Source organism: Nostoc sp. NMS9, assembly GCF_017114995.1.
Classification (GTDB): domain Bacteria; phylum Cyanobacteriota; class Cyanobacteriia; order Cyanobacteriales; family Nostocaceae; genus Nostoc.
This window is the reverse complement of sequence record NZ_JABXKL010000019.1, coordinates 189,367-207,709: the sequence shown is the minus strand read 5'-3', so window position 1 is coordinate 207,709 and position 18,343 is coordinate 189,367. Positions and strand designations below refer to the sequence as shown.

The window sequence follows — 18,343 nt, the reverse complement described above, 5'->3', positions numbered from 1 at the left end:
CCTCTCTGGGTGAAACTTACCCGCTTATTTCACCTTGTAAGCACCCTTCCAAATCAGCAAGAGTAGAGAAATCCAACAAAGCATCACCCAAAGCTTCCAACTGTTCCACCGATAACTGTTGAATCTGAGACAGAAGCGTATCAGGAATATTACCCACACGCCGATTTAATAGTCGTAAAATGATCGTTCTTTCTCCTTCAACCTTTCCTTCGACTTTTCCTTCCTCTCGTCCTTCAACCTTTCCTTCCTCCTTTGCTTCCAGAATCGCCCGTGGTTCTTCCAAATTCAGTCCCAACATCGCTGCAATCTCCTCTCGACTAAGGTTAGAAAACTTGTAGACGATAATCGTCGTCACTAAATCAATTATCGCTTGCTCCGATTGTTGCCGTGCTTGCTCCAGTAAAAACCGCGCCCCTTCCACTGCTTCAGTTTCAGAAGTAACATTTGTCAGCAACATCAAACCTAATCCTAAAGGTTGTTCTCGCAAATCCCCCAACTCATCCAGATAAACCCGCCTGATTTGACTGCTTTCCAACAAAGCGCGGTGAATCCTTGAGTTAGAAGGTTCCAGGCTGCGAGAACCAAAAATTATGACTCCAAACCAGTCATCGTAACGGATAGAGTGGCGGTAGAGAAACAAAAACAACTCACTAAAGAACCGGTGATATAAGTCTTCGTCCTTCTGAAACTGCACTTCTGCAAAAAAGACGGTTTTGGAAACTGCATTAGCGGGAGGTAAAAACACTCCATCAATCCGAAACGCGGTTTCTTTCACTTCAACCGATTCAAACTGGTAGTTTTCCGCTTCTGGAGGTGGTTCATCTACTAATTCAAACAGCAAACCGGGAAATTGCTTAAATAATTTGTAGAAGATGGTGTCACGTCGCATTTTTATTCCTCAACACCCAGACAATTACCAGATCGTAAAGGCTTGAGATACCAATTTTAGCGTAGGCGTAGCCCACCGCAGGTATCGCATGTCCCTACGTCCGCGATAAAATTCTCAAGCACAACAGCGCACTCCATACCAATGCAAATTAACTGGCAAACTGCCAAAACCTACGAAGATATTCTGTATCAAAAAACTGATGGCATTGCGAAAATCACCATCAACCGTCCCCATAAACGCAATGCTTTCCGTCCTGAAACCGTCTTTGAACTGTACGATGCTTTCTGTAATGCTCGTGAAGATACTACTATTGGTGTTGTCCTATTTACTGGTTATGGCCCACACACTGATGGCAAATATGCCTTCTGTTCTGGTGGCGATCAAAGTGTGCGCGGACATGCAGGTTATGTGGATGATACTGGCATCCCTCGCTTGAATGTGCTGGACTTACAGCGTTTGATTCGTTCCATGCCGAAAGTGGTGATTGCTCTAGTAGCTGGATATGCGATCGGTGGTGGACACGTTTTACACTTAATTTGCGACCTTACCATCGCTGCCGATAATGCCATTTTCGGACAGACTGGCCCGAAAGTCGGCAGTTTTGACGGTGGTTTTGGAGCCAGCTATCTCGCCCGCATCGTGGGACAAAAAAAAGCTAGAGAAATTTGGTTTTTATGCCGCCAATATGATGCACAACAAGCGCTAGAAATGGGTTTAATTAATTGCGTCGTCCCAGTCGAAGAACTAGAAACTGAAGGGATTCAATGGGCGCAAGAGATTTTAGAAAAAAGTCCGATCGCAATTCGATGTCTTAAAGCCGCCTTTAACGCTGATTGTGATGGACAAGCTGGTTTACAAGAACTCGCTGGCAATGCCACCCTACTTTATTACATGACAGAAGAAGGATCTGAGGGCAAACAAGCCTTTCTTGAAAAGCGTCCACCAGATTTTCGCTCTTTTCCTTGGCTACCTTAGAATTGCAAAAATCGCACCTCATTTAAGGGGGGCGATTTTTGTAGATATCAACTTTTACAGCACTAAAAATCTTAAAAACAAATCTTATTTTAAGCAGACTACAAACTCAGTCCAGTAATAATGGATGACTAAATGACCACTGCTTTAGTTTTTACCTGTTCAGATATAGAGGCCGTTATTTCTTCTATAGGGGCAAGAGCAGCATTGTCTAAATCTGAGGCTAAAGATTGACAAGATGTTAAAACTGGAGCTGCATCTGGTAAACCCCAAGCATCTTCCAAGGTTTCCCAAGAAGGTGCAAAAGGTGGAAGTGCCAAAGAGCAAGCTTTCCAAGTCGCTTGAACTGGTGCGCCCAATTGCTGGCACGTTCCACCACGGCGACCTTCTGGCTGGTAATGACGACAATATCTACAGGCAGATGCTAAAACTTTAATGGGTTTCATTCGGATTCATCTTTAGTGTCGTTTCTGGCTGAATTTCATCTTTATATTCTGCTTCTATATATAAAGACGGAGAAAAGCCAAAAAGTCATTATTTTCTATAGGTTTCAGCGATCCCAAGGAAAAAATAAACTTCAGGATATTTTTATAATCTTGTTATATATTTAAATAATCGTTAAAGCGGTTACATACAGATATTGTCTAAAACTTATTAGGGATCAAGACTAAAACTAAAGCTTTTGATTTATCTAGCCTTTTAATTTCCTCCTTAAGCCATCCTTAAGGCATAGAATTTTAGATAAATAGTCTGCTTTGCTTACCACATTCGGCAGATTTTATCAGTAAAATAATATCTTTTCTCAAGATTCAGAACTATTTGATGTAATGGCAGCAAGTTACTTCAGGATAAATTCTGCTCAACGGATAATAGTTCAACTATTTTGCTTTGAAAACTGTTTAGCAGCACAGACAGAACAGACTTCCCAGCGCTGGAGTTCACCAGGTGGCGTGGGAGATTGACACTGGGGACAAAGGGGTAAGCCATGCGATCGCGATCGCACAATCTTTGTCCAATGTCCAAAAGCCGCATTTACATCCTTGGTGGGTGTAGCATCAGGGCGGTTAACCTCATCACCAAGGTAACTGGGATGTTCATAGGGCGAAACCGATTGTTGCTGTTTTCTCTCCACCGACGGATTCTGCCAGCCAGCTGTAGAGAAGCGAATATCAACCAAAGGCGTTGGCAGCTTTTTATTCAACTTTAAAAGTAGAGATGTGCGACCAAAAGTCAGGTTTTGCGCCCAAGCAGCACTAGAAGTTGCTACCGACAAAACATCGCGCTGAATCGACAATGGTCGAGTATTTGCGGCAACCACTGGGCCAACAACTTCTGCCCAACACTTGAGCAGGCGTTGAAATGGTTGCTCCTGCCATTTAGCCTGCTTTTCTAGAATCCTTAAAACATCATTAATTGATTTCAACGACATTATTCAAAGTGGGGAGTGAAGAGTGGAAAGCAGGGGAGCAAGGGAGCAAGGGAGCAGGGGAGAAGGGGAGCAGAGGAGAAGTAGCAGTAAGTCTTTCCCCTCTGCCCTTCTGCTCCTCCGCACCTCTGCCTCTTGTGCCCAATGCCCCATGCCCCATGCCCAATGCCCACTCTATCTATTTAAATAATTTCCGCTACTATTGTCACAAAATATATCTAAAAGTTGATTCCAGTAATCTACGTTTGAGGCAGAAAAGCAATGACTCAAAACCCCCTGAACGACTCCGGTACTCATCAATCGTCTAAAACGCCTGGGTTGAAACCATTACTAGCAGCAGCACTAGCAAGTTTAGAGGTGCCGCTAGATCAAGAATTAGCTCGATACCGACGCACGCGAACTGGTTTGGTGTCATCGAACCAATCGCGTGTTGCAAGTTACATGAGCGGACAACCCCAACCGTTAACTGCTATTCCGACAATATTGGGCGCAACTCAGTCATCAGCAACGGAAATTAAAACTAACGTACCGCCTGCATCTGTACCCGTGAATCTTGAGATGAACTCAGCGCCAGCTACAGCAAAAATTGATGTACCACCCGCATCTGTTGTGAATCCTGAGATGAACCCAGCACCAGCTACGGCAAAAATTGAGGAATTGAATAATCTTAATGTGTCCTCCACCTCCAATGCAGCTAAAACACAAACTCAACTTCCACCACCCCCACCCAACTTTAGTAGCAGCATCGTGCCAGCAATCGTTAAAAATACTAAAAGCGAAAATCAGTTGCAGCCAGATGATAGCCCCAAGCACCCAGATGACTATTTAGAATCTAGTGAAGCACTGCTGCGAAGTCTGACAGAAGAACAACCAGAAACCAAAAAACCAAGCAATTCTAGCGACAGTCTGTTATCACCTTTGGGTATTGGCTCCATGTTGCTGCTATTAGTGGCAAGTCTTACCTTGGGTTATGTAGTCTTCAATCCTAAAAGCTTGCCACAATGGAATTTAGGCAATTTATTTAACGGCAACTCCTCTCCCACACCAGAAAATACTGAGGAAGTTGGGAGTAATGTCCAACCTCAAATCCAGCCACCAAGCACATCTATGCCCAAATATCCCAATCTAGCTACTGAAGAGTTTCCTGAAGTAAGAGATCCCAATGATGTAGTTGGCTTAAAACCTAAAGTCCAACCAACCCCCGCAGTAGTGCCTAATCCAGTTGTTCCCCAAAACCCCGCAAATCCTCAAGCGCCATTGTCTGACCCCAATACACCCCTAAAACCGACCAACCCGATCGCCTTAGCACCAGTACCGACACTACAATCCTTGCCTCCCCTAAATTTACCTCCCACTTCACCGACAAAAACCTCACCTAAGCCAATCACAACCTCACCACAGCCAAATGCAGAAATCAAACCAGGAACAGATGGGTTTTATCATGTCGTGATAGATAATAAAGGCGCAGCTTTTGCCTCAGCACGGCAAGTAATTCCTGATGCTTATTTATCGCCCAACAAAGAATTGATTTATCTGGGTGCTTTTAAAACTAAAGAGCAAGTAAAACAACAGATGAAACTGTTAGAAGCGAAGGGAATCAAGGCACGAGTTCAGTAGCCATGAATTGCAAAAATCTACGATACTATGAGATAACAGTCCTGAGTCAATAAGTGCTAAGTGCTGAGTTGTGTTAGCGGATAGCTAGGGTTTAGCCCGTGCTGAGTGGTAGAGACAAAATATTGTTTGTTTACGACCCTACAACAAAAAATATTATACTCAAAACTTTAATTAGGCACTCAGCACTCCATAACTGCTCTATGACAAAAAATATTATTATACTCAGGACTTTAACTAGGCACTCAGCACTCTATAACTAAATTCATTACTCAGCACGGGCTAAACCCTAGCTATCCGCTAACAGCACTCAGAACTGGATTTCGTGAATGGAGAGCCGACATGGAATTAATCAAGCGTATCCTGCGGGTGATTCGCGCTAATCTCAATAGTTTGATCGGTGGTGCAGAAGATCCAGAAAAGATTTTGGAGCAAGCTGTCCTGGAGATGCAGGAAAATCTGGTGCAGTTGCGGCAGGGTGTAGCACAAGCGATCGCTACCCAGAAACGCACCCAACGACAAGCAGCGGCCGCTCAGTCGCAAACGGAAGAATGGTATCGCCGCGCCCAATTGGCGCTGCAACAAGGCAATGAACCTCTAGCACGTGAAGCTTTGACTAAGCGCCAAGCCTATAAAGAAACCACTACAGCCCTCTTTTCGCAAATAGAGCAGCAAAACGAGATAGTTGCTAGGCTAAAAAAGGATATGCGATCGCTAGAGTTAAAAATTTCCGAGGCGAAAACAAAAAAAGATATGTATATTGCTCGCGCCCGTTCTGCTGAAGCGTCTTATCGCCTCCAAGAAATGCTCGGCGGAGTTTCTGCCACTAGCAGTCTGAATGCCTTTGAGCGCATGGAAGAAAAAGTTTCACAGATAGAAGCTCAATCAGAAGCCATAGCTCAACTTAGTAGCGACGACTTGGAAACACAATTTACTTCTTTGGAATCTAATGATGTAGATACCGAATTGGCAGCGATGAAGGTGCAGGTTTTCAAGCAGTCAGAAAACACACAGATCAAAAGTCTCCTAACTGAGGAGAGCCAAAAGGCAGAGCAGCCTCCCCAACAGCAGTTACCCAAAACTCAGGATTCTTGAAGTTCTACTAAATTACCCCAGTTTGGCGATATCTTAACAATTAAGAGTTGTTAGAAGGTACTGATTCAAACTGGAAAGATTACATTGAAATAGGTAGCTATAAAAAAGTAAAAAAGCTAACTGTCCAACAAAAAGCGTAAATCACACAAGGAAAAACAAAGTTATGGGATTATTCGATCGCATTAAGCGAGTAGTTAGTTCTAACCTCAACGACCTAGTTAACAAAGCCGAAGACCCCGAAAAAATGCTAGAGCAAGCCATCCTGGAAATGCAGGAAGACTTGGTGCAGCTGCGTCAGGGAGTAGCCCAGACGATTGCCTCGCAAAAACGCAGTGAGAAACAGTACAATGATGCCCAAAATGAAATCAATAAGTGGCAACGCAATGCCCAACTAGCGCTGCAAAAAGGTGATGAAAACCTAGCACGACAAGCTCTAGAGCGTAAAAAAACCTATACTGACACCAGCACAGCCCTCAAAGCTAGTTTAGATACCCAAAGTACCCAAGTTGAAACCCTCAAGCGCAACTTAATCCAGCTGGAAAGCAAAATTTCTGAGGCTAAAACCAAGAAAGAAATGCTCAGAGCTAGAATCACCACTGCCAAAGCCCAAGAGCAACTCCAAGGTATGGTGCGTGGAATGAATACCAGCAGTGCAATGTCTGCCTTCGAGCGGATGGAAGAAAAGGTGTTGATGCAAGAAGCCAGGGCCCAAGCACAAGGAGAGTTAGCAGGAGCAGATTTAGAAAGCCAATTTGCCCGATTGGAAGGTAGTAGCGATGTTGATGATGAATTAGCAGCCTTGAAAGCGCAAATATTACCACCCGCAACTCCACAAAGTCAAGCCCAACTGCCACCGCAACAAGAAACCACTGCTGCTAAGTCTAATGAGGTGGTTGATGCCGAGTTGGATTCCTTACGCAAGCAATTGGATCAGCTGTAAAATTTGCATAAAACTTATTTGAACCAGTCCCACGCCTGTTGGCTGTGGGATTTTACGTCATTAGTCAATAATTAACAGTTAACAGTCCTAATAACTATGAATTATTGACTATGGACTATTGACGACTTTGGGATAAAGTATTGTGTGTGCCAACTTTGATCGCCACCTGATGGAGACTGCAATGAGTAAGGCTGTAATCACCATAACCGATGCTGAGTTTGAAACCGAAGTGTTAAAAGCCGAGCAGCCTGTATTAGTTTATTTTTGGGCTTCCTGGTGTGGGCCTTGTCAATTGATGTCGCCCGCAATTAACTCTGCTGCCAGCGAATATAGCGATCGCCTCAAAGTCGTTAAAATGGAAATTGACCCCAACCCACTGACTGTTAAGCAGTACCAAGTCGAAGGTGTACCCGCCCTCAGACTATTTCAAGGCCAGGAAGTTTTGATATCCACCGAGGGAGTCATCGGCAAAGAGAAATTATTTGCTCTCCTAGATACCCACTTAAATAGTAATTAGTCAATAGTTCATAGCAAATGACCAATGACCAATGACTAATGACTAATGACTAATGACTAACATACAGTTTGCAAAACGTTTACAACCCCTAAAATCTAATGTATTTGCTGATATGGACAGAGCCAAGGCAGTCGCTTTGGCCGCTGGACGAGAGGTAATTGATTTGTCGTTGGGGTCTTCTGATTTACCAGCCGAGGCCCATGTTATTGAGGCGATCGCCCAATCTCTTGGCGATCGCAGTACCCACGGCTATCTGTTGTTTAACGGTACCCACGGATTCCGCGAAGCCGCGGCCAACTGGTACGAACAAAAATTTGGCATCAAAGTCGATCCTCAAACAGAGGTACTACCTCTAATTGGTTCTCAAGAAGGCACTGCCCATTTACCCCTAGCAATACTCAATCCAGGAGATTTTGCCCTGTTGCTCGATCCAGGCTATCCCTCCCATGCCGGGGGAGTCTACCTAGCCAGTGGTCAAATCTACCCGATGCCACTACTGGCAGAAAACGGTTTTTTACCAGTGTTTGCTGATATTCCCGCCCCAGTCTTGGCCCAGTCGCGGATGATGGTCTTAAGTTATCCTCATAATCCTACTGCTGCGATCGCACCTTTATCTTTCTTCCAAGAAGCTGTCGCCTTCTGTCAAAAACACAATCTCGTGCTGGTTCACGATTTCCCCTACGTAGATTTGGTATTTAAAGAAACTGGGGAGTGGATAAATTCTTCTCCCAATTCAAAATCCAAAATCCAAAATCCAAAATCCTTAGTCCCTTCAATTCTGCAAGCCGATCTAGAGAAAAGCGTCTCGATTGAATTTTTCACCCTTTCCAAGTCCTACAATATGGGCGGCTTCCGTATTGGTTATGCCATCGGTAATGCCCAGTTAATTAACGCCTTACGCCAGGTCAAAGCCGCAGTTGATTTTAATCAGTATCGGGGAATTTTGAATGGTGCGATCGCTGCCCTAACTGGCCCTCAATCTGGCGTAAAATCTGCTGTCGCTACCTTCCAGGGGCGACGTGATGCTTTCATCAATGCTTTACACCGCATTGGCTGGAATGTTCCCACTCCCGAAGCCACAATGTACATCTGGGCAGAATTGCCCTCACCTTGGAGTGAAAACTCTGTAGAATTTTGTACCCAGCTAGTCAAACAAACTGGTGTAGCAGTTTCTCCAGGTGCTGGCTTTGGCAAATCTGGAGAAGGGTATGTCCGTTTTGCCTTGGTGCATGAGCCACCTTTGTTAGAAATTGCTGTAGAAAGAATCGCTGAGTTTCTTCATTAAATTTCTTCTCAAGCTGAACGCCAAGGATTTTTGGTGGCAAAGTTTACCAATGGAACACACGGTAGGGGTTCACATTTGTGCATTTGGTGTCAACTTAATGTGAAAGCCGCCCTAAAACAAGCTTTTAGATATTCTCTCGTTCCCAGTCTCCGACTGGGAATGCCCCTCATTGAGGCTCCGCCTCCCTTGCTGGCGGCTCTGCCGCCAAGAGCAGCATTTCCAGCAAGAGACTGGAAACGAGGTTTTAAAGCAATACGGTTCAGTTAAGGCTGAAAGTCGTGTAAATTAAGCATTGTCCCAAGAATGAAAATGAGCGTGTGGTGCATCTCAAAGATTTCTTATTGGTGTCTCCAGATATACAAAGTAGTGACGTACTGAAAGCAATCGAGACAGCGATTCCAGCTTTTGCCATCGAACAGGCGATCGCTAATACCAAAACCGAAGAGGAACGCAGGCGATCGCTACCAGCACAATTAGTGGTTAGTCTGGTAATAGCAATGAGTCTTTGGTCTAAAGACTCGATGCGTGATGTACTGAAAAACTTGATTGATGGACTAAGTGAATCATGGGTTAAGGTTGGTAAATATTGGCGAGTACCTTGTAAGTCAGCCATTACACAAGCCCGACAGCGATTAGGTGCAAGGGTAATGAGCCAATTATTTCATCAGTTAATACGACCAATGGCGACACAGGAGACATTAGGAGCGTTTCTCAATGGGCTAAGAATTGTAGTCATTGATGGTACTTTTTTCGATGTCCCAGACAGCGATGAAAATGCAAGAGTTTTTGGTCGCCCCAGTAGTCGTCCAGGTACACAAGCAGCATTTCCCAAAGTTAGATTAGTCATATTAGTAGAAGCCGGGAAGTCGTGCAAGAGGTATACGGCTGGTTGTTGGGGCATTGGTCAGTCAGGGTATTAATGTTTCAAGCTGCAACCAGTGCTGAGGTTCCACCATTACGTCTGGGTTTTACAGGAACATTACGAGTCATCCGTCGTGCCCTTCCTAAGTTTCAACGCTTACAACCAGAAGAATTCCCTTTTTTTTCGATTGGCTAACCCTAGAGATTTTAGATACCTTATTACCTGAACGAGTTTCACGTAATAACCCCAGAGTTGTGAAAAAACCTGTATCAAAGTTTCGTTCTAAAAAGCCAACACACAGAGGTACTGGACAACCAGTTGAAGCTCTTAAATTTCATATCACTAATCAGTCTTTCAGCCTTAACTAAACCGTATTGGGTTTTAAAGGAGTTTCAGCTTAAGTTGACACCAATGACATTTGTACGTCCCTACTAATCACCGTATTGTACTGAACTAAAAAGTAAATACTGTATTTTTTGTAACTATACGTTTTAGTTAAAACAAGTAATTAAACGTATAAAAATATCAAAACATTCTTCATCTTTTTATTGATAATCAGGGGTAACTTTACCCAATCAGGTCTCCTCGTTTCTTAAACTGGGTTTGTACGCTCAGATACCAAAGACGGCTAACAATGCAGGTAAGCATCTGTATTGCCAAAAAGCCTGTGGTCAAGAAAGCCCAAGCCTAAAAACGACAGTAGTTTAAAACTTAACTTCCAAACTGACAGAGACTTGAAAACAATGAAAATGACTTTTCACAAACTTGTAATTGGTGCCTCAATGGCCATTGGTGTGAGCGCTCTTGCCACTGCCCCAGCACACGCTACATCCTTTGACTTCAATAATACAGGAGAAATTAACACTTACACTGGTGGCTCAAATGGTACCTTCATTAACGGGAATGCACAAGGTGGTACTAAAGCTGCCATCAAAGCTTTGACAGATAACGACCCCAGCTCTAACGTCGAGCTTTGGTATAGTAGCGAAACCCCAGATTCTAACGTTGGCTTCACCGCCACAAAAGGAACCTACAAAGCCACCGTTAGCAGTGTCACTGCTGATGACTGGAATAATTTTGGTTCGCAATGGCTAGGCGATTTATTGAGTAGCTACACACCATTTCAACCAGTATGGAACGGGTTTTCAGCTGAGAGCAAATCACTAGTAACTAGTTATTTTCCTTCCTTGGGAATGGGAGATCCTAACATTGGTGGTTTCCAATTCGGTCAGAATGGCGGTGTGGAACTGAAGTTGGTTGGTCACTTGGATGTAAAGACTAAACTTGCAACAACTATTTCTACTAAGGTTGATGAAAAGTGGAATGCAATTAAATCACAGTTTCCTCAACAAACAACTTCACCAACCCTTTCACAAGTTGAAAGTTTAATTCCACAGCTACAAACAAAACTTGATGCAATTCCCGGACAAATTGCACCACTGCAAACACAACTGGACAAAATTCCCGGACAAATTGCACCACTGCAAACACAACTGGACAAAATTCCCGGACAGATTACCACACTGCAAACACAACTGAACGCAATTCCCGGACAAATTGCACCACTGCAAACACAACTGGACGCAATTCCCGGACAAATTGCACCACTGCAAACACAACTGAACGCAACTGTTGGACAAATTGCACCACTGCAAACACAACTGGATACAACTGTTGGACAAATTGCATCACTGCAAAAACAACTAGATACAACTCCTAACACTCCAGCCAATGCAGTAAAAAGGCAAACACTGACGAGTCAAATCACTGTACTAAATACCAGCAAAACTCAACTGACGAATCAAATCACTCCACTAAATACCAGCAAAACTCAACTGACGAATCAAATCACTCAACTAAATACCAGCAAAACTCAACTGACGGGTCAAATCACTCAACTAAATACCAGCAAAACTCAACTGACGAGTCAAATCTCTCAACTGAATACCACTAAAACTCAACTGACGGGTCAAATTACTGACTTGAATACTTTCAAAAATGTGACACTGCCAGGTCAAATCTCTCAACTGAATACTCTCAAAAATCAACTACCGGGTCAAATTTCTCAACTCACATCATTTAAAGATGTACTGACGCTGCAAGCTGCGTTAAATGTATATCAAGGTGAAATCGCAGCTAGTGAAATTGCTAAGGTAGTTACTGGTGGTCAAACTTACTATGCCTATAGCTTTAACCCCACTGCATCCGGTATTACTGCTTCTGATGATGGTGTATCTTACAGTGCAATTTATACTTGGAGAACACCTAAGTATGTCCCTCACTCAGTACCAGAACCCTCAGTAGTATTTGGTATTTTAGGTGTTGCTGGTATCTTTGTTACACAACGCAAGTTAAAAAAAGTATCTGGTTGAAACTCTGGTTTCCATTCCAAAAAATAAGTAAGGGAGCTAACAGCTCCCTTTTTTGATGAATAATTCCTTGCAGCTATAAGATAATTTAATCTTCTAGATTATACTGTTTCTAAAAATACTTGCAACAAATAAATCGATTGCAAGATTTTACATCAGTATGCCTCTACCAACTTGATTTGTTTTTAATATAGATTTCGTACAATGGTATTACTTACCCTCACATCCTTAGGAAGGGCAATTACTATAATATTAGTTCCAGTATTACTTAAGTAGTTTTACTTATAAATTTTAGGCAATTAAATTTGTAAAAACAGATGTTAACTGAATACTCTAAATTATAAAAAATTCCTAAAAAAAAGCTGAATTTTTGATTTAATTGTATTTAATGATACTATTGTTTTAGTTTTGTAATGCAGCTAAATTTGATTTATTCATATCTTTGATTAGATTACACTAAGTATAATTTCTATTTGTTTCACTGTTTAAATGCACTACTGTTTTAGTTTATGGTAATAATTGTTGGCTTTTAATTAAGATAATCAGATAATAGGTAGCAATGACAGTACAATTACTCAATATAAATCAGCCATTGCAGTCACACAAAGTTAGACGAATTTTACTAGTTGAAGACCATTACCTCAATCGGATGTTACTTAGTGACTATCTAAGTTACTGTGGGTATGAAGTCGAAAGTTTATCAGAAGGCTCTGCTTTTTTCTCAACCATAGAGAAATTCGAGCCAGATTTAATGTTATTAGACTTGAAATTGCCAGATATTGACGGTTATTCACTCTTAAAACAAGTCCAGCAAAAACCTGATTTGTCAAAAATACCTATCATTGTGGTTTCAGCCTTTGCTTTTAAAGCAGATCAAGAACTAGCTCTGAGTTTGGGTGCATGTAGCTATTTTGTCAAACCTTTAAAACTCAAGGATCTCATCCTTGCAATTGAAGAACAGCTTACTTATCGCCACAGATAAGCTTTTTTGCTAGGCGTGTATTTATTCCGCTTTTTGGTCAGCAATAAACTCTTCAACGCACTCGCTAAGAGTTTGTACAGAACTGCCAATTGTTGAAATTCTCTGTTGTACTTGCGCTAATAACAAAACTGCTGTTTGGAGTTCATTGAGAGTTTCAGCCATAGCCTCACGATACTGGATTTCAAAATCTTGTAAATTCATAATTTAGCTCTCGTCTGAAATCATCATAATAAATATATTCTCAATCATAATCGTAAATTTAACTGACTAAATCAGTTAATTCGCTTAATATTACAAATTCAAAAAATAAACATAAATAGTATCAATAAATAAAAATCTTATGTGATATTTATACAAGCAATATACAAGCCTATTGTTTATTAATAAAAAATATATGTCAATACAAAAATATTATCATCGAATCTAAAATATAAAGTTTCAGATAATAATGTATTATGAATTTAAAAATATTAATTATAAATTCAAAAAGCAAAGTTTTTATTCTGACAGTAGCAGCCAATGACTAAGGTTGCAGCTAGACAAACTCTCGTCGGCTCCAAAGTTTTAATGCTTGCAGTAAGTTTTCTGGCGAGCCTCTAGCTTGGAAGCCGAATAAGTGACTACAGCAGACTTTTGTGCGGACTAAAAGCCTACCTGGATTGATGCTGTTAGCGGATAGCTAGGGCTTGATCGGTGCTGAGTTAGGAGTTATTATTCTCCCCCAGTCCCCGGCCCCTCTTTCATCTGTTCTGGTATATGCCACTCATGGCTGCTACTTTATATTTACTTGATAAATAATTTGTTAAATCGGCACGAAAAAATAATTTTTCTTAGAATAGAGAAAGATTACCTAATTTTGGTTGTGACAATATCTACTCAAATATTACCACTGGTTAAAGAGCTAGAACGACTAGAAAACCGTCTAGCCGAAATTCCACCGGAACCGGGGGTTTATTTCATGCGGGACACGAGCGATCGCATTATATATATAGGTAAATCACGTAAGTTGCGATCGCGTGTCCGTTCCTATTTCCGGGATGGCTACAACAAGAGTGAACGTATCGCCACAATGGTCAAGTTGGTGACAGAAATTGAATTCATCGTCACTGATACAGAAGCCGAAGCTTTAGCGCTAGAAGCCAATTTGATCAAGCAGCACCAACCATACTTTAACGTGCTGCTCAAAGATGATAAAAAATATCCCTATCTCTGCATTACCTGGTCAGAAGATTATCCGCGAATTTTTATTACCCGTAAACGCCAATTCGGTAAAGAAAAGGATAAATTTTACGGGCCTTATACTGATGCTGGTTTATTGCGAGAAATCGTCCGTATCTGCAAGCGCATTTTTCCACAGCGACAACGACCTCAACCACTTTTTAAAGACCGTCCTTGCTTGAATTTTGATTTAGGGCGTTGTCCAGGTGTGTGTCAACAGATGATTTCACCAGAAGAATATCGCAAAATTGTCCAAAAAATAGCGATGGTTTTTCAAGGTCGAACTCAGGAACTGATTGATATTTTGACCCAACAGATGAACGCAGCATCTGAGAACTTGAATTTTGAGTCAGCGGCGCGGATTCGCGATCAAATTTCTGGGTTAAAGTCGCTGACAGCTGACCAAAAAGTTTCCTTACCAGATGATACAGTTTCGCGGGATGCGATCGCACTGGCAGCCGACGAACAGCACGCCTGCATTCAACTATTCCAGATTCGCGCTGGGCAATTGGTTGGACGTTTAGCCTTTGTGGCGGATGCTCACGCAGAACCGGGAGCTATTTTACAACGAGCTTTAGAGGAACATTACCAAACTGCTGATTCCGTAGAAATACCTTTAGAGATTTTGGTACAGCATGATTTACCAGATGCTGAGATATTGGCGGATGTCTTAACTCAACGTAAAGGCAAAAAAGTCACAATATTGACTCCTTTACGCCAAACTAAAGCAGAATTAATTGAGATGGTAGAGCGAAATGCTCAGTATGAATTGCAAAGAATGCAGAAATTTGGCGATCGCAATCACCAAGCAATGCAAGATTTAGCCGCCATTCTCGATTTACCAGATGTACCTCACCGCATTGAAGGTTATGACATTTCCCATATTCAAGGGTCAAATGCAGTAGCTTCGCAAGTTGTTTTTATCGACGGATTACCCGCAAAGCAGCACTATCGCCACTACAAAATTAAAAATCCTACGGTGACAGCAGGACACTCAGATGATTTTGCTAGTCTTGCTGAAGTCATCCAGCGGCGGTTCCGTAAATATGGGGAAAATCAGCAATTAACACGTTTGGGTAATCCTGACTGGCCTGATTTAATCATGATCGATGGTGGTAAAGGTCAGTTATCATCGGTTGTCGCCGTTTTGCAAGAGATGAATTTATTAGAAGACTTGCGAGTTGTAAGTTTAGCAAAGCAGCGAGAAGAGATTTTTTTACCAGGAGAATCTAAACCCTTAACAACTGATGCAGAACAACCTGGGGTACAGTTGTTGCGGCGGCTGCGGGATGAAGCGCATCGGTTTGCAGTGAGTTTCCATCGTCAGCAGCGCAGTGATAAATTGAAGCGATCGCGTTTAGATGAAATTCCTGGCTTAGGACATCATCGACAAAAACAGCTACTAGGGCATTTTCGCTCAGTTGACTATATTCGGCAAGCGACAACCACGCAACTCACTGAAGTAGCAGGAATTGGGCCGCGTTTGGCTCAAGAAATTTACGATTATTTTCATCCTGCTTGAAGTGACAACTCCCATTGTCACCTTGAAGAAGAGGTGAAAACAAAATTTGAAGAGAATTTTGAGCGGCTCCTGAAGTTTTGAGTAAAGGAAGCCGCTCCTTACTTCTGAAGTTTGGAAGTTTTGATTAAATTATCTCACCAGAATTTAATCTCACAAATATTGCCAGCAAATATTAACTAAATCTTAAGATAGAGATTTTGTGACTAAATATACAGTAATTTATGTTGTTTAATTTTTGAATACAAGAACGGCTTTTTTTGTATTCGTCTGAAATGACTATAAACAAAGCTCTCTCAAGGCATTAATCATAGGGATCAGTAAATCTCTAAGCAGCATTTAATTGAAAAACAATTTATGTATCTAAAGTAGGAGGGTAAAATCACTGAAATTCTAGAATAATAGATAAAGATATGGGAAAGTTATCAAACCTGAAGTTTTGTTTAAAATAATCAGCCAATATTACAGCAGTTTGTTAAATTGGGTCGAACCAGATTTTTTCCTGGTTTAACTAGTAGCTTTACCAAATAAAAAATAATTACAACCAGGGGTTTTAAAATGCAGACAGTACAAAAGATTTACTGCCCGAATTGTGGTAGTCATGCGGAGCGTTATTATATTTCTGATAGTCAATTAACTCGGACACAATGCCCAAGTTGTGACTATTTGATGATTAGTTGCACTCGCACTGGCAAAGTAATTGAAGCGTATGCCCCTGGCATTCATGCACACCGCGAGCTAATAAGAAAAAATTAAAAATTGGAGAAGATTTTCTCTAATTTTTAATAAAAAAGTTATTTATCAAAACAGAATTCAGGAGTCAGAAGTCAGAATTCAGTATGAATTGGAGTCGGAAGGTTACTGAACTTGCGATGCTCTGAGCTTGTTGTACCACTTCCCTACGGGACATTTACACGAACGTGGAAGCAAGCTACGCGCAGCGTCTGTCTGCGACACGCTGCGCGAACGTAGAGAAGGGTCGAAGTACTAGTGGATAGTGCAGCGTCTCATAGAGAGCTTCTGAAGAAATATGTTTAATAAATACGCTAAGTCGTCCTTTGCACGTCTCTGAAAAAGAAGATTTAGCCGTTTACTTACCTTAGTGGCGACTCAGTAGCAAGATGCCGCAGGGTATTCCCGACTTTCTTATTCTGGATCCTGAATTCTTCTTCAACAGAAATTTTGAACACTTCACAGGTTTTCTTTCTGTTGTCTAAGTTCTTGCTGTCGTCTCTGTTCTTGTAATCTAAATTGTTGCTGTTGTCTAATTTGTTGATCTTGTCTGAGTTGTTGATCTTGTATTCTCAATTGTTGCTGTCGTGTAAATTGTTGCTGTTGTAGTCTTGTTTCTTGCTGTTGTAGTCTAAATTGTTGCTGGCGTATTAGTTCTTGCCGTTGTCGTGTAAATTCTTGCTGTTGTTGTTGTTGTTGTCGTGGTTGTTGAAGGTTTTGGCGTAGCCATGTTTCCTTCAATTGCTCTTGTGTTTGCTGAGTTCGTTCCTCTTGTTGTTGTCTCATTCTTTCTTGAAAGAACTCAGGTTGCTGAGGAATCGGTTTAATTATTTGTCCATAAGCAGGAGAATTCATGGGCAGAGCTTTTGCAAGAACAATCGCTAGTAGCCATAGTTTAAGCGTCAATGATCGATTCAACATATAGTTATTTGTGATTGGTTGGGTTGAGCGATCGCTTTATCCTGAAGTATCTATTTTAGCTTGAACCGACAGAAGTCCCACCCCTGACCCGATAGGGCAGCGTGGGATAAATAGCGGGCGAATAACGATACTCCTCGTCCGTTTACTTGCCCCGAAATTTATTTATGGGGATTATTAATTTTGACTTTTGAATGCGTGACTTTTGACTTCCCCGTTCGCGTAGCGTCTCCAAGAGTTGGGGCTGACTCCTTTTTATTCCTTTGTTTAGTTACATTCATACTGCAATCATCAACGCCATAAACCAAAATAGGCACTAGTTGCTGCCGATTCAGATGCAATTAAGCGTTGAATTACATCCTCTGCTTGCGGTACTAAAGGATGGTGTGTGTGAACATAATCCAAAATGTTATAAAGATACCAAGGAGCAATACTAGGCACTAAACGTAATTGTTCTCGTATTCTATCAGCACATAAAAAACTGTGTTGGGTGAATTGACCATGCCAAAAATCACGGGGTTGTAGATTAATATGTCCAACTCCACCCTGTCCCAAAACTGCGGCAGAAAATACTACTACTGGCGCTACTTTTGTCAACCAAGTAACTAACTCTGATGAGACTGACGGATTTAAATGTTCCGCTACTTCTAAACAAATTGCCATATCAAATGTTCTGTTAGTGAATATATTAGTTATGGCAATTGAGTCGTTCAAATTTACAAGATGAAATTCAACATTTAAATCAGAAAAATCCGGCTGAGAAAAACCATCAATAGCAGTTACTTTAACACCTAATTTTGCTAACTCTCTACTTAAATGGCCAGGGCCACAACCAAAATCTGCAACTTTTTTTGGTTGATACAAGTTGAAAATCGTCGTAGCTATAGTTTTATAATCAGTTTGAAAATATTTGCTATTAAAAAAATTCTCATCGTAAAGAAGTGTAGATTCATTCATTGGTATAGCAGCCCTAAATTCTTAGTAAGAAACAAAAAAGCAGAAATA

The 18,343-nt window shown here is 41.5% G+C and carries 16 protein-coding genes and 1 pseudogene; 11 read left to right on the top strand and 6 right to left on the bottom strand.

Annotation, left to right across the window (positions count from 1 at the left end; all coding sequences use genetic code 11):
• Positions 1-16 precede the first annotated feature (16 nt).
• The gene (locus tag HWQ40_RS07815; protein WP_292776268.1) at positions 17-889 is read right to left on the bottom strand and encodes an Rpn family recombination-promoting nuclease/putative transposase; all 873 of its coding nucleotides are present in this window, start codon (positions 887-889) and stop codon (positions 17-19) included.
• A gap of 141 nt (positions 890-1,030) precedes the next feature.
• On the opposite strand from HWQ40_RS07815, the gene menB reads away from it, so the two are divergent.
• Positions 1,031-1,864: a 1,4-dihydroxy-2-naphthoyl-CoA synthase gene (menB, locus tag HWQ40_RS07810; RefSeq protein ID WP_292776266.1), complete on the top strand. Its 834-nt coding sequence runs from the start codon at positions 1,031-1,033 to the stop codon at positions 1,862-1,864.
• A 128-nt stretch (positions 1,865-1,992) separates the two neighbouring features.
• Here menB and HWQ40_RS07805 read toward each other — a convergent pair whose 3' ends face one another.
• Positions 1,993-2,307 (bottom strand): hypothetical protein, encoded by a 315-nt coding sequence (locus HWQ40_RS07805; RefSeq protein ID WP_292776264.1) that lies wholly within the window; start codon positions 2,305-2,307, stop codon positions 1,993-1,995.
• 428 nt (positions 2,308-2,735) lie between these two features.
• Positions 2,736-3,290: a DciA family protein gene (locus HWQ40_RS07800; protein WP_292776262.1), complete on the bottom strand. Its 555-nt coding sequence runs from the start codon at positions 3,288-3,290 to the stop codon at positions 2,736-2,738.
• 258 nt (positions 3,291-3,548) lie between these two features.
• On the opposite strand from HWQ40_RS07800, the gene HWQ40_RS07795 reads away from it, so the two are divergent.
• From HWQ40_RS07795 to HWQ40_RS07760, 8 genes and pseudogenes are all read left to right on the top strand, one after another.
• The gene (locus HWQ40_RS07795; RefSeq protein WP_292776260.1) at positions 3,549-4,904 is read left to right on the top strand and encodes a hypothetical protein; all 1,356 of its coding nucleotides are present in this window, start codon (positions 3,549-3,551) and stop codon (positions 4,902-4,904) included.
• Between the two features lie 339 nt (positions 4,905-5,243).
• The gene (locus HWQ40_RS07790) at positions 5,244-5,996 is read left to right on the top strand and encodes a PspA/IM30 family protein (protein ID WP_292776258.1); all 753 of its coding nucleotides are present in this window, start codon (positions 5,244-5,246) and stop codon (positions 5,994-5,996) included.
• A 163-nt stretch (positions 5,997-6,159) separates the two neighbouring features.
• Positions 6,160-6,936, top strand: coding sequence for a PspA/IM30 family protein (locus HWQ40_RS07785; protein WP_292776256.1), 777 nt, complete (start codon positions 6,160-6,162; stop codon positions 6,934-6,936).
• Between the two features lie 181 nt (positions 6,937-7,117).
• Complete coding sequence (locus tag HWQ40_RS07780) at positions 7,118-7,453, top strand: co-chaperone YbbN (RefSeq protein ID WP_094349563.1); 336 nt, start codon at positions 7,118-7,120, stop codon at positions 7,451-7,453.
• Positions 7,454-7,505: 52 nt separating this feature from the next.
• Positions 7,506-8,738 (top strand): LL-diaminopimelate aminotransferase, encoded by a 1,233-nt coding sequence (locus HWQ40_RS07775; RefSeq protein ID WP_292776253.1) that lies wholly within the window; start codon positions 7,506-7,508, stop codon positions 8,736-8,738.
• Between the two features lie 410 nt (positions 8,739-9,148).
• Positions 9,149-9,795: pseudogene (locus tag HWQ40_RS07770) on the top strand (transposase domain-containing protein).
• 554 nt (positions 9,796-10,349) lie between these two features.
• A complete protein-coding gene (locus HWQ40_RS07765; protein WP_292776251.1) occupies positions 10,350-11,972 on the top strand; it encodes an NF038130 family PEP-CTERM protein in 1,623 nt (540 codons plus the stop codon).
• Positions 11,973-12,528: 556 nt separating this feature from the next.
• Positions 12,529-12,951 carry a response regulator gene (locus HWQ40_RS07760; protein WP_292776248.1) on the top strand — a complete coding sequence of 141 codons (423 nt, stop codon included), beginning with the start codon at positions 12,529-12,531 and terminating at the stop codon, positions 12,949-12,951.
• Positions 12,952-12,972: 21 nt separating this feature from the next.
• Here the strand turns inward: HWQ40_RS07760 and HWQ40_RS07755 are convergent, their stop codons facing one another.
• The gene (locus HWQ40_RS07755; protein ID WP_292776245.1) at positions 12,973-13,152 is read right to left on the bottom strand and encodes a hypothetical protein; all 180 of its coding nucleotides are present in this window, start codon (positions 13,150-13,152) and stop codon (positions 12,973-12,975) included.
• Between the two features lie 661 nt (positions 13,153-13,813).
• Here HWQ40_RS07755 and uvrC point away from each other — a divergent pair.
• Both uvrC and HWQ40_RS07745 read left to right on the top strand, forming a co-directional pair.
• On the top strand, positions 13,814-15,691 hold the full coding sequence (uvrC, locus tag HWQ40_RS07750; protein ID WP_292776243.1) for an excinuclease ABC subunit UvrC: 1,878 nt from the start codon (positions 13,814-13,816) through the stop codon (positions 15,689-15,691).
• Positions 15,692-16,246: 555 nt separating this feature from the next.
• Positions 16,247-16,444 (top strand): replication restart DNA helicase PriA, encoded by a 198-nt coding sequence (locus HWQ40_RS07745; protein ID WP_292776241.1) that lies wholly within the window; start codon positions 16,247-16,249, stop codon positions 16,442-16,444.
• 435 nt (positions 16,445-16,879) lie between these two features.
• On the opposite strand, the gene HWQ40_RS07740 is transcribed toward HWQ40_RS07745, so the two are convergent.
• Entirely contained in the window at positions 16,880-17,341 is a 462-nt protein-coding gene (locus HWQ40_RS07740; protein WP_292776238.1) for a hypothetical protein, read from the bottom strand.
• Between the two features lie 288 nt (positions 17,342-17,629).
• Positions 17,630-18,295 carry a bifunctional 2-polyprenyl-6-hydroxyphenol methylase/3-demethylubiquinol 3-O-methyltransferase UbiG gene (locus HWQ40_RS07735; protein WP_292776236.1) on the bottom strand — a complete coding sequence of 222 codons (666 nt, stop codon included), beginning with the start codon at positions 18,293-18,295 and terminating at the stop codon, positions 17,630-17,632.
• Positions 18,296-18,343: the final 48 nt, after the last annotated feature.

Bases quoted from the DNA above. Each gene is read 5' to 3' on its own strand.
- HWQ40_RS07815 (WP_292776268.1), bottom strand. From the start codon at position 889: ATGCGACGTGACACCATCTTCTACAAATTATTTAAGCAATTTCCCGGT.
- menB (WP_292776266.1), top strand. From the start codon at position 1,031: ATGCAAATTAACTGGCAAACTGCCAAAACCTACGAAGATATTCTGTAT.
- HWQ40_RS07805 (WP_292776264.1), bottom strand. From the start codon at position 2,307: ATGAAACCCATTAAAGTTTTAGCATCTGCCTGTAGATATTGTCGTCAT.
- HWQ40_RS07800 (WP_292776262.1), bottom strand. From the start codon at position 3,290: ATGTCGTTGAAATCAATTAATGATGTTTTAAGGATTCTAGAAAAGCAG.
- HWQ40_RS07795 (WP_292776260.1), top strand. From the start codon at position 3,549: ATGACTCAAAACCCCCTGAACGACTCCGGTACTCATCAATCGTCTAAA.
- HWQ40_RS07790 (WP_292776258.1), top strand. From the start codon at position 5,244: ATGGAATTAATCAAGCGTATCCTGCGGGTGATTCGCGCTAATCTCAAT.
- HWQ40_RS07785 (WP_292776256.1), top strand. From the start codon at position 6,160: ATGGGATTATTCGATCGCATTAAGCGAGTAGTTAGTTCTAACCTCAAC.
- HWQ40_RS07780 (WP_094349563.1), top strand. From the start codon at position 7,118: ATGAGTAAGGCTGTAATCACCATAACCGATGCTGAGTTTGAAACCGAA.
- HWQ40_RS07775 (WP_292776253.1), top strand. From the start codon at position 7,506: ATGACTAACATACAGTTTGCAAAACGTTTACAACCCCTAAAATCTAAT.
- HWQ40_RS07765 (WP_292776251.1), top strand. From the start codon at position 10,350: ATGACTTTTCACAAACTTGTAATTGGTGCCTCAATGGCCATTGGTGTG.
- HWQ40_RS07760 (WP_292776248.1), top strand. From the start codon at position 12,529: ATGACAGTACAATTACTCAATATAAATCAGCCATTGCAGTCACACAAA.
- HWQ40_RS07755 (WP_292776245.1), bottom strand. From the start codon at position 13,152: ATGAATTTACAAGATTTTGAAATCCAGTATCGTGAGGCTATGGCTGAA.
- HWQ40_RS07745 (WP_292776241.1), top strand. From the start codon at position 16,247: ATGCAGACAGTACAAAAGATTTACTGCCCGAATTGTGGTAGTCATGCG.
- HWQ40_RS07740 (WP_292776238.1), bottom strand. From the start codon at position 17,341: ATGTTGAATCGATCATTGACGCTTAAACTATGGCTACTAGCGATTGTT.
- HWQ40_RS07735 (WP_292776236.1), bottom strand. From the start codon at position 18,295: ATGAATGAATCTACACTTCTTTACGATGAGAATTTTTTTAATAGCAAA.